This is a genomic window from Kribbella sp. CA-294648, from assembly GCF_050943845.1.
GTDB lineage: Bacteria > Actinomycetota > Actinomycetes > Propionibacteriales > Kribbellaceae > Kribbella.
Genome location: NZ_CP191981.1, coordinates 933,449 through 946,736 on the forward strand (window position 1 = coordinate 933,449; position 13,288 = coordinate 946,736).

Here is a 13,288-nt window from a genome sequence, read left to right on the forward strand (position 1 = left end):
GGCTGGGTGCCGTACCGCACCACGTCGGAGTGACTGGAGGGCGTACATGACGGAGCGCAAGCCGCCCGGGATGAAGACCGAGGATTGGGTCGAGGGTCAGATCAGGCAGGCCCAGCGGCGCGGGGAGTTCGACGATCTGGAGGGCGCGGGCAAGCCGCTGCCGAAGCTGGCGGACGCGCACGATCCCGACTGGTGGGTGAAGGACTTCATCCGCCGCGAGAAGATCGAGACCGACGTCCTGCTGCCGCCGTCGGTCCAGCTGCGCAAGGAGAAGCAGGCCCTGCAGGACAAGCTCGCGGTACTGCGGACCGAGGCTGAGGTTCGCGACTACCTCGAGGACCTGAACCGCCGCATCCTCCTGCAGATCCGCGACGCCACCGGTGTGGTCGTGCCCGTCGGCCCGGTCGACGAAGAGGAGATGCTGGCGCAGTGGCGCGAAGGCCACGAGGCCAGGCAAGCCCAACGCGCGGCCGCCGCCAAGCAGAAGCCGGAACCCGAGCCCAAACGCAGTTTCTGGCAACGCCTCTTCAGCTGAGCAGTTTGCGGGCCGCGGCTTCGATGGTCTGTTCGCTGAGGAGTACCTGGCGGGCGGCGCTACCTAGTGGGACATAGGAGTCTTCGCTGGTGACCCGGGCCATCCGGCCGGTGTAGCCGGCGTCGACGAGGGCGGCCAGGACGCCTTCGGAGACGCCACCGGAGCGACGGGTCTCGTCGGCGACCAGGACGCGACCGGTAGCGGTTGCCTCGCGCAACAAGTCGTCCAGCGGCAGCGGGGCGAGCCAGCGCAGGTCGAGGACGCGGACGCCGGGTACGCGAGCGGCGACCCGCAGGCTCATCGGGAGACCGTTGCCGAACGTCACGATGGTGAGGTCGCGACCGTCGCCGTACGTGCGTCCGCGCCCGATCGGCACATGCTCGGTCGGGTACGGCGCCAGCCACTGCTCGTCGCCGTCCTCGTGCAGATCACGCTGGTGGTACAACGCGATCGGCTCGAGGAACACCGACACGGTGCCGTCCGCACGAGCGGCGGCCGCGCAGGTGTGCAGCATCGCCGCCGCATCGTCCGGCCGCGACGGGGACGCGATCACGATCCCCGGGATGTCCCGCAGTACGCCGATCGCGTCGTCGTTGTGGAAGTGCCCGCCGAAGCCCTTCTGGTAGCCGTATCCCGCGATTCGCAGCACCATCGGATTGCGGAACTGACCCTGCGAGAAGAACTTCAGCGACGCCGCCTCACCCCGCAACTGGTCCTCGGCGTTGTGCAGATAGGCGAGGTACTGGATCTCCGGCAAGGGCAACAGTCCCGAGACGCCGGCCCCGAGCGCCAGCCCGAGAATCGACTGCTCGTCGAGCAACGTGTCGAAAACGCGAGCGGCCCCGAAGGACTTCTGCAACCCCCGAGTCACGCCATAGACCCCGCCCTTGCGACCGATGTCCTCACCGAACGCCAGTGCTTCCGGGTACGCCGCGAGCACGTCGCCCAGCGCCCGGTTGATTGCCTGACTCAACGTCAGCGACTCGCTCCTGCCGACCTCGATGTGGTGACCAGGCAACGACTTCTCGACCGTCGCGTCAGCCGGGAACGCCAGCGGCGCCGCCACCGCCGCGGCCGAGTCGAGCTGCGGCAGGCCGGCCACCTCGCGCGCGATCCCGAGTACTTCGGACCGCTTGTTCTCGTACAACTCCACGATGTCGTCAGCGTCATAGCCCGCGCCCAGCAGCAGTCGCGCAGTACCGAGCAGCGGGTCGAGCTCCTCGGCGGCCAGCAGCTCGGCCGGACTCCGGTACGCCGCTTCGACGTCCGACCCGGCGTGGCCCATCAGCCGGACCGTTCGCAACCGCAGGAACGCGGGTCGCCGGTTTCGGCGGACGAACGTGGCCGCCTCCGTCGCCATCGTCAGGGTGGCGGCGAGATCGGTGCCGTCGGCATCGAAGTACCGGAGGCCGTGGCGTTGGCCGTAGGTCTGCTTGATCCAGCCGTCCGGGGTGCGCACGCTGATCCCGATCCCGTTGTCCTCGCAGACGAACAGCAACGGCATCGGGATGCCCTGGTACGACGCGTGCAGGGTCGCGTTGATCGCCCCGGTCGCGGTCGAGTGGTTCGCCGAGGCATCCCCGAAGCTGGTCACCACGACGGCATCGGCCGGCCACGGCGACGGTACGCCGAGCTTGGCGGCGCGGGCGATCGAGAACGCGACGCCCATCGCGCGCGGCAGGTGCGAGGCGATCGTCGAGGTCTGCGGGATGATCGCCAGATCGTGCCGGCCGAACACCTTGTGCCGGCCGCCCGAGATCGGCTCGGTGGTCGCCGCCGCAACGCCGAGCAGGATGTCCCGCAGCCCGTCCTTGTCCTGGTACTGCGCTGCGCGGGCGAGGTAGAAGGCGCCTGACCGGTAGTGCAGGAGCGCTGGGTCCGTCGGCTGCAGAGCGGCCGCGACGGCTGCGTTGCCCTCGTGCCCGGCCGAGCCGATCGTGTAGTAGCCGCGCCCTTGCGACTGGAGCCAGCGGGCCGCCAGGTCGGCGTGCCGGCTGCCGAGCTGGGCGTCGTACAGGCCGAGCAGGACCTCGGCGGGGTGCTCGCAGGCGACCGGTTTCAGCGCCCGGACCCGGGTGGCGAACTGCTCGTCGACCGCGGTCACAGGTCAGAGTCCGCAGTCGAAGCCTTCGTCGTCCGGGTTGGCGTCGGCCAGCTTGTCCAGAATCCGGGCGGCGCGTCGAAGATCCTCACTCGCAACATGATCCGCGAAGAACGTCGAAACCACAGCGTCGACCACAGGTTGGGCACGTTCGAGCTGCTCCCGGCCTGCCGGGGTCAACTCCGCCCAGGTCGCCCGGCGGTCGTCGGGGGCGGAGGCGCGGACGACCCAGCCGTCCTTCTCCTCCAGCTTGGCGACCAGTCTGGTGACGCCGCTACGGGACATCATCAGTTCCTTGGCCAGCGGGGTCATCCGGAGTCGCCCACCGGCCAGGTCCAGGGCTCGCAAGGCCTCGTGCTCGAAGTACTGCATGCCTGCTTTGGCGCGCAGGGTGTTGTCGAGGTGGGTGAACAACAGCGTGTCCGCCCGGTACATCGCTCGCCAGGCTTCCAGGTGGTCTTCCCGCAGCTGTTTCGTCGCCATGGTTCTAGTCTACCCGAAAACAGTTGACACGTGAACTGTTGCGAAGTGTAGGGTTGCGGCATGAACAAAGTTCGCTGGAAGGCCGTGCAGCCGTTGCAGCATCGCGACTACCGGCTGCTGTGGACCGGGCTGGCCGTTGCCTTGCTCGGCAGCGGCCTGTGGCTGGTGGCGCTCGCGTGGCAGGTCATCGAGCTCGGGGGCGGTCCCGTGCAGCTGTCGGTGGTCACGACGGCGTACAGCATCGGGCTGGTGGTCTGTGTGCTGTTCGGAGGTATCGCGGCCGACCGGCTTCCGCAGCGGTCGGTGATCATCGCGGCGGACCTGGTGCGAGGTGCTGTCCTGCTGGTGCTCGCGGCGCTGGCGCTGACCGGGCTGCTGGAGATCTGGCAGCTTGCGGTGGGCGCGGTGCTGATCGGGGCGGGCGAGGCGTTCCTCATCCCGGCGTACACGGCGCTGGTGCCGAAGCTGCTGCCGGCGGACCAGTTGCTGGCAGCCAACGGCCTCGAGGGAACCCTGCGGCCGCTGGCTCAGCAGGCGACCGGCCCGGCACTCGGCGGACTTGCGATCGCTGCGTTGTCGCCTGGGGTGGCGATCCTGGTAGCAGCGCTGACCTACTTCTTCTCCGCAGCCTGCGTGATGGCGATGCACGTCCGCCCGGAAACCGCCGAGCAGATGGACGCTCCCGCTGATGGCCCTTCGGGGGTGCGGGCGATTGTGGGGGATCTGCGGGAGGCGTGGGGGTATGTACGGACCACTCGGTGGTTGCTGGCTTCGTTGTTGTTCGGGACCTTCTATGTGTTGCTGATTCTCGGGCCGTTGGAGGTGCTGCTGCCGTTCGCAGTACGGGATCAGCTGGGTGGTGGGCCTGGTGACTTCGGGCTGGTGCTGGCGGCGTTCGGGATCGGTGGGGCGCTGGGTGCGCTGGCGATCTCGTCGCGGCGGTTGCCACGGCGGTACCTGACGATCATGACGCTGATGTGGGGGATCGGATCGGCGCCGATCCTGGTGCTCGGCTTCGCGACGGACCTGTGGGTGATGGCGGTCGGTGCCGCGATCGTGGGTGCCACCGGATCCGCGGCGATGGTGATCTGGGGGACGCTGCTGCAACGGCGCGTGCCCGACCACCTGCGCGGCCGGATCGCCAGCCTGGACTTCTTCGTCTCGCTGCTGCTGATGCCGGTCTCGATGGCGCTGGCCGGGCCCGCGGGCAGCCTGTTCGGAGTGACCGCGGTCTTCATCGTCGCGGGCGTCGGGCCGGTCCTGGTCAGCTTCGCGGTGGTCTGGTTCGGGCGGATGCGGTCCGACGAGATCCTCAACCCGCTCGACCTGGCGGAAGCGGCTGGAGAAGGTGCCGAAACGTCTCAGCTCACCGAAGGTGCCTCGAACCGGATCAGTTCCGACGCCTGATCGCCGGCCCAGTCGATCGGGGTCCGGCCGGCCTCGCGCCAGCCGGATCGGCGGTAGAAATCGACGGCACCCTGGTGGTTGTCCACGACGTCGAGGGTCAGGCGCCGGCCTTGCTCCGCGGCGAACACGATCGCGTGGTCCAGAAGGCGCCCGCCGAGTCCGCCGCGGGTCCGGCGAGGATCCACGAACAAGCGCTCGACCAGAGCACCGTCGGCGCCTTCGCTGGTGACGATCAGATGGCCGGCGACCTCGCCGTCGAGCGTCAGAACCCACGTGCCGAGGGTGCCGGGCGGAGACAGCCAGCCGGCGGGGTCGGCCGGCCAGTTCACCGGATAGCCCGCCGATTTGTGGACCTCGGCGAGGATCCGCACACAGGCGTCGAGGTCAGCCGGCGTGCGTTCGCGAATCACTGGACTCAACACCCCAGCAGCTTTTCACGCAACCCCAGAACCCAGCGACGCATTTCCCGCAGCTCGCAACCGGTCGCCACCCGTCGCCACCTGGCCCGGACCCTCACCGCGTTTCCCGCCCCAATGCGGAACCGATCAGGGCGGCGACTCGTTGACAGAACAGGTTGTTTTCAGGGTTTGCTCGAGTGTTGTCTGCTCGGTGATGACGAGAGCCTGGCGAGATGCGCGTTCCCCTCTGGCTTCGGCGTACGGCGGTGGCCGCCGGCGTGGGGATCGCCACGGCTGGATTGCTGGCCGGCGTCCTCTTGCTCGGCCCGCTCGCCTCGTCCATCCTGCTCGCCGCGTCGTTCGGCCTGGTCTGGCCGTTGGCCGCGCTGGTGAGGTATCTGGCCGACGATCCGACGTACCCGCCGCCCGTGCTGGTCGCGGCCGGTACGGCGGGCGCAGTGCTCGCCGCGCCAGGGCTCGTCACGCTGATGGGCTGGGGAGCGCTCGGTTTCCTGGTCGCGATGATCGCGGCGGTGGTGTTCGTGCTGGTCGATCTGGCCTTGCCGGACACCCGCCGGGAGAGGCGGCCGTGGCGCCGGCAGCGAACATCCCGCCGGGAGCGGTCGTCGCGCCGGGCACGGTCCTCGCGCGAGCGGCGGGGCGGACCGGAGTACGGGGAGCAGGTGGCGCCAGGGCGCGATGAGGAACTGGAGGACGAGGAGCTGATCGCCTCGCTCCGGTGCCCGCTGTCGATCGAGGAGCTCTGCAAGGTCTGGGGCGAGACGGCCGCCACGCTGGCGCAGGGCGCCGGGACCAGGGATCGGCAGGCGGTCGCCGAGGTGCGCCGGATCTGCCTGGACGAGTTCGAGCGGCGGAACCCCGAAGGCTTCCGCCGCTGGCTCGACGCCGGCGCCCCCGCAGACCCCGGCACCTACCTCCTACCCTGCCCCGGCGACTAGCCCGGACCGCCCCCACTCACAAACCTCACCTAGCAGGTCCTGCTCAGGCGTCCGCAGCTGCTCCTTGCTCTGCAAGGAGCAGCTTTGTGAGTGGGGGCGGTCCGGGCGACTAGCTCTTGAGTACTGCGGTTACCGCGGCTGCGGTACTGCGAGCCGACGCCGGGTTCTGGCCGGTGACGAGGCGGCCGTCGGTGATGACCTGGTCGGTGAAGTCCGCGGCCGGGTGGTGGATGGCGCCGTGGGCGGTCAGTGCGTCGGCCAAGAGGTAGGGCACGACCTCGGTGAGGCCGACCGCGTTCTCCTCGGAGTTGGTGAAGCCGGCAACGTTCTTGCCGTCGACCAGGTAGCTGCCGTCCGACAGGCGGAGCTCGACCAGGCCGGCCGGGCCGTGGCAGACCGCCGCGACGACGCCGCCGTTCTCGTAGATCCCCGCGGCCAGTGAAGCCAGCGCCTCGTCGCCGGGGAAGTCCCACATCGCACCGTGGCCGCCCGCGTAGAAGATCGCGTCGTAGTCGGTCGCTTTCAGGTCGGCGGCCGTCGGAGTGTTGTCGAGCTCGGCCTCGGCGAAGAACCGCTGCTGGTCCGGGTCGGACTCGTCGACGCCGTCGACCGGCGGTTTGCCACCGGCGACCGAGACGAGGTCGACGTCGAACCCGGCGTCCTTGAAGACGCTCCACGGCTCGGCGGCCTCGGAAGCGTAGTAGCCGGTGCTCCGGCCGGTGTCGCCCAGCTCGGAGTGGCTGGTGAGGGCAATCAGTACGCGTGTCATGCGTTCCATCATGGCCGGGCGAACCATCGGAGACCAATAGGACTGTCTTGGTGAAGGCATAGGATTTCTGATGTGACGATTTCTCTCGACCTGCTGCGGACTTTCCTGGCCGTCCACCGCGCCGGTTCGATCACGGCGGGCGCGCAGCAGCTGAGTCTGTCCCAGCCGACCGTGACGGCACACCTCAAGGCGCTGGAGTCCGCGGTCGGCCGGCCACTGTTCGAGCGGCGGGCGCGCGGCGTGCTGGCGACCGCGGCGGGGGACGAACTGGCCCGCCGGATCGCGGAGCCGATCGACACGTTGCGCGGGCTTGTCGTCGACGAACTGGACGAACCGGTGGCCGCGACCGTTCACCTCGGTGGGCCAGCCGATTTCATCAGCCATCAGGTGTTGCCCGCACTGGCCGGTCGGGTGGCCGAAGGGCTTCAGTTGCGGACCCGCTTCGGGCTGCCGGACGAACTCCTCGACGGACTGGCCGACCGTTCACTCGACGTGGTGATCAGCTCGGTCCGGCCGCGCCGACCCGGAGTACAGACGACGCCGCTCTATGACGAGACGTTCGCCCTCGTGGCCGCACCCCGCTGGTACGCCGGTACGCCGCTCAGCGGGCCGGAGCAGTTGCGGAACGTTCCCCTGGTGGCGTTTGCGGAGGAGGCGCCGATTCTGCGGCGGTACTGGCGCAGCGTGTTCGGAGTACGGCTGACCGGGAGCGTTGCGCTCGTAGTACCGGACCTGCGGGGAGTGCTGACCGCCGTGCTGGCCGGCGCCGGTGCGAGTGTCCTCCCGCTCTACCTCTGCGAGGCCGACATCCAAGCAGGCCGCCTACAACTACTCGCCGAACCCGAACTACCACCCCTGAACACCGGCTACCTGGCAATCCGCTCCGACGCCGGCCCGCGATCACCGGCCGCACTCCTACGCACCGCGCTGCTGGAAGCCCTTCGCTAAGCAGCCTTCTTCTTGGTGGCGGCCTTCTTGCTGGTTGTCTTCTTCGCCGTGGTTTTCTTGGCTGCGGTCTTTTTCGCGGTGGTCTTTTTCGCAGTCGTCTTCTTGGCGGGTGCCTTCTTTGCCGTGGTCTTCTTGGCCGTCTTCTGCGCGGCGGCGGTCTTCTTGGCCGGGGTCTTGCCGGCGCGGCGGGCGCGGGCGGCTTCGACGCTGGCTCGTAGGGCGGAGACCAGGTCGGTCGTGGTGGTCGCCTCGGGCTCCTCCTCGTTGAAGACGATCTCCTTGCCCTTGCGTTTGTCCGCGACGAGCTTCTTCACCCGCTCGGTGTAGCTGTCCTTGTAGTCGCCCGGCCGCCAGCCGCCGCTCATCGCCTCGACCAGGTCGACCGCCATCGACAACTGCTTGCCGCCGGACGACTTGCCCGGCAGGTCGCCGAGTTCCTTGCCCGGATCGCGGATCTCGTCGGCGAAGAACATCGTCTCCAGCACCAGAACCTTGCCATCGGCACGGATCGCCGCCAGGTACTCCTTGCTGCGCATCACGAACGACGCGATCCCGGCCCGGTTCGTCTTCGCCAGCGCGTCCCGCAGCAACCCGTAGGACGACGCGTTCTCGGCGTCCGTCGGCGCCAGGTAGTAGCTCTTCTGGAAGTGGATCGGGTCGATCTCGTCCAGGTCGACGAACCGGGTGATCTCCAGCAGCCGCGACCGGCCGGGTGCGATGTCGGCCAGCTCCTCCTGCTCGACGATCACGTACTCGCCGCCGCCGACGTCATGGCCCTTCACGATCTTGTCGTAGTCGACCTCGCGACCGGTGCGCTCGTTCACCCGCTTGTAGCGGATCCGGTCCGACGTACCGCGCTGGAACTGGTGGAAGTCGAGCTCGTGCTCCTCGGTCGCGGAGTACAGGCCGACCGGTACCGACACCAGGCCGAAGCTGATGTAACCACTCCAGATCGCGCGCGCCATCGTCTGCGTCCCTTCTACGAGCCCGTACTACGAACCGGTCGCCGCTCAGGTACCCAGTGCGTGCAACCGTCACGCGCAGTTGCCGCGGCCTGTCGCAGCGGTGCTCAGAGGCGGTTGTACCGCTTGCGGGCTTCCCGGCTTTCCTTCTGTGCCGCGCGGGCAGCCTTCCGTGCCTCGTCGAGCTCTTCACCGATCCGGTGCACGGCTTCCTGCGCTGCGATCAAAGCGTCGCGGGCGTCGGTGAGCTGGGTGTCGAGGTCGGCGACGGTTGCTTCGGCGGCCTCCGCGGCCGCGACCGCTTCCTCGAATTCCTTCTTCGCCGCGGCTTTCTCGGCGACCTCGCGTTTTTCCTGCTCGCGCTCGGCCTTCTCGCGTTTCGCCTTGGCCGCGGGGGATTCGGTCTCTTCCGGTTCGGGCTCGGGCTTGGCGGTTTTGGCGCGGCGGCGCTCTTGTGCGCGCTGGCGGCGTTCATCGGTCAGTGGGGTGACGTTCGAGGGTTCGCCGCTCTCGTCGACGACGCCGAAACCGACGTGGCGCAAGGCGCTGCTGAGTCGTCCCTCCTGGACCGCTTCACCGGCGGCCGGGTCGACCAGTGCGGCGTCGAGCGTCTCGCGGAGTTTCTGCGCGACGTCGGCGCTGACCTTCTGTCCTTTGCGTTCGGCCAGCTCGGTCGCGGACTTGGCCAGTTGGTCGAGCAGCTTGTGGCGCTTGGGGGTCAGCGTGCGGAGTCGCTCACCGTCGAGATCGGCGGTCGCCTCGCGGAACTCGTCGCCCAGTGCCAGCAGGTCGTCGATCTCGTCGGGCAGTTCGCGTGCGACGAGATTCGTCAGCCAGGCAGCCACGGTGGGTTTCCGCAACGCCTTCAACCGCGTCGCCCCGAGCTGATCCCCAGCCGCCTTCAGCTCCTTGGCCAGCTCGTTCCGCCGCGTGATGAACTCCCCAGCAGGCGCCGCAAACAACGCCCCCGCCGCCTCCTCGAACTCCATCCCCCGAAGCTACCGCACCACCAAGCCGAACAGCCCGGACCGCCGCCACTCACAAACCTGCTCCCCGCTGCGCGGGCTACGCCTTTCCATGCCTGACCACACCTGGCCCGGTGGGGTTTGTGAGTGGCGGCGGTCCGGGCGGCTCTGACAACAGCGTCCGCCGCAGCGCTGGGCGCTGCGGCGGACTGGCTGTGGTTGTGTTCTGGATGGAGACGGACTCCCCGTCAGTCCTTGAAGGCATCCTTCGCCTTTTCGCCCGCCTGCTTCAGGTCGGCCTTGGTCTTGTCCTTGCGGCCCTCGGCCTGCAGGTCCCGGTCGTCCGTCGCGTCGCCGGCCTTCTCCTTGACCTTGCCCTTGACCGCGTCAGCCGCGTTCTTGGCCTTGTCGTCGATACCCATCGGGTTCCACCTCCGTAGTACTGGACCCGATCCAGGTTCCCGGCGCAGCGGATCTCAACCGGTGGGTTTGGTCAGATCCTCGCGGAGCCGGTCGAGGATTCCGCGGAGTAACCGCGAGACCTGCATCTGGCTCACCCCGAGCTCGTTGCCGATCTCCTCCTGGGTGAGCCCGCCGCAGAACCGCAGCGCCAGGATCTTCCGGTCCCGATCATCGAGGTCCGATACGGCCGGTGCCAGAGTGTGGACGTTCTCGACCAGCTCGTAGCCGTCCTCGGCGTCGGCGACCGTTTCGACCAGGCTGGTGCCGGCGTCGGGCGCGGCCGGTGCATCCAGCGACAGCGTGGTGAAGCACCCCCGCACCGAGGCAGCCTCCGCAACCTCCCCGGGATCGGTACCCAGCGCTTCGGCTGTCTCCTCATCGGTCGGCAGATGGCCGAGCTGCTGGGTCAGCTGAGGCTCGGCGGCCGCGATGGATCCCTGCATCTCCTGCACGCGACGCGGCGGCCGGACGGTCCAGGCGCAGTCGCGGAAATAGCGTTTCAGCTCACCCCGGATCGTCGGTACGGCGTACGACAGGAAAGCCGTCGATGCCTCCGGACGGTAACCGTTGGCGGCTTTGACCAGGCCCAGATAGGCGACCTGCTCGAGATCGTCCGCATCCACCCCTTTGCGTCGGTAGCGGGAAGCGATCGAACGCGCGACCGGCGCGTTCAGGAGGATCACCTGGTCGAGCAACTCCTGGCGTCGTGCTTCCGGGACGCCGTCGGCCTGGGCCAGCAACTCCTCGGTGGATTCGGCAATCAACTGCTGCGAATCGGTACTACGGACAGGTGCGATCGTCACGGTGAGAGACCTCGTCGTGTCGGTCCTGCGGTAGTGGCGTCATTGCTGAACCACTCCCCTCCACCAGACCAAACGCTGACGGCTCACGCAACCCTTCGGATGTTACAAGCGTTTGAAATCTGCCTCCGGATCGTCGCGCGCCCGACCGTCCCCGTTTGCGGTCCGGGGCGACGGGCACCAGATGGGACGGCAAGAACGTCGGGAGGGGTCACCGGCGAGTTTGTGCACGGGGTATCAGCCGCCGGGTGCCCGCAATCGGCATCCGGCTCGTCGAGAAAGGAACGACCATGCTCACGATCCTCTGGATCATCGCGGCGATCCTCGTCATCTCCGGAATCGTCTCGCTCGTCCGCGGTCAGCTGCTGATGGGCGCCGCACTGATCGTCGTCGGACTGTTGGTCGGCCCGGGTGGCGTCAGCATCTTCAACTAGCGCCCCTGTAATCGTCCGAGAACCCTGGCCCCGCGGCCGGGGTTCTCGGCGTTCCACCCCAACTTTCCGCGAAGGCTGACACTCGATGTCAGCTTTTCCGGCTTGACTGAGCTTGTGCGGGTCAGCCGCCGGACGAAAGGGGTCGAAGTGTTGGGTGACGGGCGACGGGCGGAGTGTTGTGCCGTGGTGGATCTGCGGCAGTACACGCTGCGTCCCGGACAGCGGGACGCGCTGATCGACGTCTTCGACCAGGAGCTGGTCGAAGGGCAGGAACAGCAGGGCATGCACATCGTGGGACAGTTCCGCGATCTCGACGACCCCGACCGGTTCGTCTGGCTGCGAGGCTTTCCTGACCTGCCGGCCCGGGCGGCGGCTTTGAACGGCTTCTATTTCGGCCCGGTCTGGAAAGAGCACGGTCCTGCTGCCAACGTGACGATGGAGGACTCCGACAACGCCTTGCTGCTGCGGCCGGTCGAACTGGGTGACGGCTACCCGGCCCTCGACGCCCCTCGTCCGCCAGTCGGTGCCACCGAGATCCCGTCGTCAGTGGTGGCCGGAGCGGTCTATCACCGCGCCTCGCTCGACGACGGTTTCACGGAGTTCTTCACCGACCAGCTCGCGCCGGCACTTGCCGGTACAGGTGCCGGACTCGCGGCCGTCTTCGAGACACTCGTTGCCGAGAACAACTTCCCGCCCCTGCCGTTGCGGGACGAGGTCGTGCTGGCCTGGTTCGCCGTCTTCCCGAGCGACTCGGCGTACGCCGAGCATCGCCGCCAGGTGGACGCCTCGCCGACCTGGCAGAACAAGCTGCTGCCCGAGATCGTCTGCCGATCGGTCGCGCCACCGCAGCAGCTGCACCTGCGCCCGACCGCGCGCTCCCAGTTCCGCTGAGGGGACAGATTTAATTCGGTTGCGGTGTGGTCGCGCAGACCGCATCCTGATCAGGATCGTGCAGCTGAGTGTGCTGCCTGGACGAAGGAGGGCTGAACAGATGTCTATCTCTGTGCCGCGGCGTGTCCGCATCAGCCTCACTTCTTCCTTCAGGAGCACATCCGATGTCTTCCGACGTCTTCCGTACCGATCCATCGTTCTTCTCTGATCTTTCCGACGCACCCAGCGAACCGGAGATCGCCGATGCTTTCGTCTTCAGCTTCAGTGAAGTCGAAGAGGAACTCGGCGCCGGACAGCGCTGGTCCACCTGGCTGGATGTCGAGCGCGGTTCTCGCGGCCCTGAGCCCCGACCCTCCTGGGTCGTGACGGAGCAGGCCGCGATCGACACCGAGCTCGGCATCCTCAAAACTGGTAAAGAAGCCGACGTCTTCCTGCTCGAACGAGCAGTGGAGCAGATCGGTGACAACCCGTCCCGGCGGTCGTTGCTGGCCGCCAAGCGGTACCGCAGCGAGGAGCACCGCTCGTTCCACCGCAGTACGTCGTACGTCGAAGGCCGGCGGACGCGCAACAGCCGGGACAGCCGCGCGATGGCGAAGAAGACCTCGCACGGGCGCAGTGTCGCGGCCGGGCAATGGGCCTACGCGGAGTGGGACGCACTCTGCCGGCTCTGGAAGGCCGGGGTGCCGGTTCCGTACCCGGTCCAGGTCGACGGCACCGAGTTGCTGATGGAGTTCATCGACGACGGGGACGGCGGCGCGGCGCCGCGGTTGGCGCAGGTCCGGCCCAAGGGGGAGTTGCTCGACTCGTATTTCGAGCAGCTCCGGGACGGGATGCGCGAGTTGGCCAGGGCGGGGTTGGCCCACGGAGACCTGTCGCCGTACAACGTGCTCGCCCAGGGCGAACGGATCGTGATGATCGATCTCCCGCAGGTGGTCGACATCGTCGGCAACCCGAAGGGGATGGAGTTCCTGCTCCGCGACTGTCACAACATGTGCACCTGGTTCACCAGCCGCGGGCTGGAGGTCGACGAACAGGAACTCTTCGCCGACCTCCTGACCATGGTGTTCTAGTGCCCTTCGTCCGCAGTTCTTTGGCGCTTGCGGCGCCCAGGCACGCACCTCGCGGCAGCGGAGAAACGGCAATGATGGAAAGCATCGAGGCCGCTCCTCCGCCA

The 13,288-nt window shown here is 68.1% G+C and carries 15 protein-coding genes; 7 read left to right on the forward strand and 8 right to left on the reverse strand.

Features of this window, described 5'->3' with window-relative positions; translation table 11 throughout:
* Window positions 1-46: 46 nt before the first annotated feature.
* Window positions 47-535 carry a DUF1992 domain-containing protein gene (locus ACQPYM_RS04540; protein ID WP_433015250.1) on the forward strand — a complete coding sequence of 163 codons (489 nt, stop codon included), beginning with the start codon at window positions 47-49 and terminating at the stop codon, window positions 533-535.
* Here ACQPYM_RS04540 and ACQPYM_RS04545 read toward each other — a convergent pair.
* Window positions 528-2,639, reverse strand: coding sequence for a thiamine pyrophosphate-dependent enzyme (locus ACQPYM_RS04545; RefSeq protein WP_433015253.1), 2,112 nt, complete (start codon window positions 2,637-2,639; stop codon window positions 528-530). The genes ACQPYM_RS04540 and ACQPYM_RS04545 overlap by 8 nt on opposite strands.
* A gap of 3 nt (window positions 2,640-2,642) precedes the next feature.
* A complete protein-coding gene (locus ACQPYM_RS04550; RefSeq protein WP_433015256.1) occupies window positions 2,643-3,119 on the reverse strand; it encodes a MarR family winged helix-turn-helix transcriptional regulator in 477 nt (158 codons plus the stop codon).
* Between the two features lie 60 nt (window positions 3,120-3,179).
* Between ACQPYM_RS04550 and ACQPYM_RS04555 the strand changes: the two genes are divergently transcribed.
* On the forward strand, window positions 3,180-4,526 hold the full coding sequence (locus tag ACQPYM_RS04555) for an MFS transporter (protein ID WP_433015259.1): 1,347 nt from the start codon (window positions 3,180-3,182) through the stop codon (window positions 4,524-4,526).
* On the opposite strand, the gene ACQPYM_RS04560 is transcribed toward ACQPYM_RS04555, so the two are convergent.
* Complete coding sequence (locus ACQPYM_RS04560) at window positions 4,481-4,948, reverse strand: GNAT family N-acetyltransferase (RefSeq protein WP_433015262.1); 468 nt, start codon at window positions 4,946-4,948, stop codon at window positions 4,481-4,483. The genes ACQPYM_RS04555 and ACQPYM_RS04560 overlap by 46 nt on opposite strands.
* Window positions 4,949-5,157: 209 nt before the next feature.
* Here ACQPYM_RS04560 and ACQPYM_RS04565 point away from each other — a divergent pair, with 209 nt between their 5' ends.
* Window positions 5,158-5,883, forward strand: coding sequence for a hypothetical protein (locus ACQPYM_RS04565; protein WP_433015265.1), 726 nt, complete (start codon window positions 5,158-5,160; stop codon window positions 5,881-5,883).
* 109 nt (window positions 5,884-5,992) lie between these two features.
* Here ACQPYM_RS04565 and ACQPYM_RS04570 read toward each other — a convergent pair whose 3' ends face one another.
* Window positions 5,993-6,652 carry a type 1 glutamine amidotransferase domain-containing protein gene (locus tag ACQPYM_RS04570; RefSeq protein WP_433015267.1) on the reverse strand — a complete coding sequence of 220 codons (660 nt, stop codon included), beginning with the start codon at window positions 6,650-6,652 and terminating at the stop codon, window positions 5,993-5,995.
* A gap of 72 nt (window positions 6,653-6,724) precedes the next feature.
* Between ACQPYM_RS04570 and ACQPYM_RS04575 the strand changes: the two genes are divergently transcribed.
* Window positions 6,725-7,600 (forward strand): LysR family transcriptional regulator, encoded by an 876-nt coding sequence (locus ACQPYM_RS04575; RefSeq protein ID WP_433015270.1) that lies wholly within the window; start codon window positions 6,725-6,727, stop codon window positions 7,598-7,600.
* Here ACQPYM_RS04575 and ACQPYM_RS04580 read toward each other — a convergent pair.
* The 4 genes from ACQPYM_RS04580 to ACQPYM_RS04595 form a co-directional block, all read right to left on the reverse strand.
* A complete protein-coding gene (locus ACQPYM_RS04580) occupies window positions 7,597-8,565 on the reverse strand; it encodes a Ku protein (protein ID WP_433015273.1) in 969 nt (322 codons plus the stop codon). The genes ACQPYM_RS04575 and ACQPYM_RS04580 overlap by 4 nt on opposite strands.
* A gap of 104 nt (window positions 8,566-8,669) precedes the next feature.
* Window positions 8,670-9,551, reverse strand: coding sequence for a hypothetical protein (locus ACQPYM_RS04585; RefSeq protein WP_433015276.1), 882 nt, complete (start codon window positions 9,549-9,551; stop codon window positions 8,670-8,672).
* Window positions 9,552-9,775: 224 nt separating this feature from the next.
* Entirely contained in the window at window positions 9,776-9,949 is a 174-nt protein-coding gene (locus ACQPYM_RS04590; RefSeq protein ID WP_433015279.1) for a CsbD family protein, read from the reverse strand.
* Between the two features lie 54 nt (window positions 9,950-10,003).
* Entirely contained in the window at window positions 10,004-10,792 is a 789-nt protein-coding gene (locus ACQPYM_RS04595; RefSeq protein ID WP_433015282.1) for a sigma-70 family RNA polymerase sigma factor, read from the reverse strand.
* A gap of 287 nt (window positions 10,793-11,079) precedes the next feature.
* On the opposite strand from ACQPYM_RS04595, the gene ACQPYM_RS04600 reads away from it, so the two are divergent.
* The 3 genes from ACQPYM_RS04600 to ACQPYM_RS04610 all read left to right on the forward strand — a co-directional run bounded on the left by ACQPYM_RS04600 (window position 11,080) and on the right by ACQPYM_RS04610 (window position 13,184).
* Complete coding sequence (locus ACQPYM_RS04600; protein WP_360285625.1) at window positions 11,080-11,223, forward strand: GPGG-motif small membrane protein; 144 nt, start codon at window positions 11,080-11,082, stop codon at window positions 11,221-11,223.
* Between the two features lie 102 nt (window positions 11,224-11,325).
* Window positions 11,326-12,114, forward strand: a complete 789-nt coding sequence (locus tag ACQPYM_RS04605) for an NIPSNAP family protein (protein WP_433015285.1) — start codon at window positions 11,326-11,328, stop codon at window positions 12,112-12,114.
* Between the two features lie 164 nt (window positions 12,115-12,278).
* Entirely contained in the window at window positions 12,279-13,184 is a 906-nt protein-coding gene (locus ACQPYM_RS04610; RefSeq protein ID WP_433015288.1) for a serine protein kinase RIO, read from the forward strand.
* The last annotated feature ends 104 nt before the right edge of the window (window positions 13,185-13,288 follow it).

Bases quoted from the DNA above. Each gene is read 5' to 3' on its own strand.
- ACQPYM_RS04540 (WP_433015250.1), top strand. From the start codon at position 47: ATGACGGAGCGCAAGCCGCCCGGGATGAAGACCGAGGATTGGGTCGAG.
- ACQPYM_RS04550 (WP_433015256.1), bottom strand. From the start codon at position 3,119: ATGGCGACGAAACAGCTGCGGGAAGACCACCTGGAAGCCTGGCGAGCG.
- ACQPYM_RS04555 (WP_433015259.1), top strand. From the start codon at position 3,180: ATGAACAAAGTTCGCTGGAAGGCCGTGCAGCCGTTGCAGCATCGCGAC.
- ACQPYM_RS04565 (WP_433015265.1), top strand. From the start codon at position 5,158: ATGCGCGTTCCCCTCTGGCTTCGGCGTACGGCGGTGGCCGCCGGCGTG.
- ACQPYM_RS04570 (WP_433015267.1), bottom strand. From the start codon at position 6,652: ATGACACGCGTACTGATTGCCCTCACCAGCCACTCCGAGCTGGGCGAC.
- ACQPYM_RS04580 (WP_433015273.1), bottom strand. From the start codon at position 8,565: ATGGCGCGCGCGATCTGGAGTGGTTACATCAGCTTCGGCCTGGTGTCG.
- ACQPYM_RS04585 (WP_433015276.1), bottom strand. From the start codon at position 9,551: ATGGAGTTCGAGGAGGCGGCGGGGGCGTTGTTTGCGGCGCCTGCTGGG.
- ACQPYM_RS04590 (WP_433015279.1), bottom strand. From the start codon at position 9,949: ATGGGTATCGACGACAAGGCCAAGAACGCGGCTGACGCGGTCAAGGGC.
- ACQPYM_RS04600 (WP_360285625.1), top strand. From the start codon at position 11,080: ATGCTCACGATCCTCTGGATCATCGCGGCGATCCTCGTCATCTCCGGA.
- ACQPYM_RS04610 (WP_433015288.1), top strand. From the start codon at position 12,279: ATGTCTTCCGACGTCTTCCGTACCGATCCATCGTTCTTCTCTGATCTT.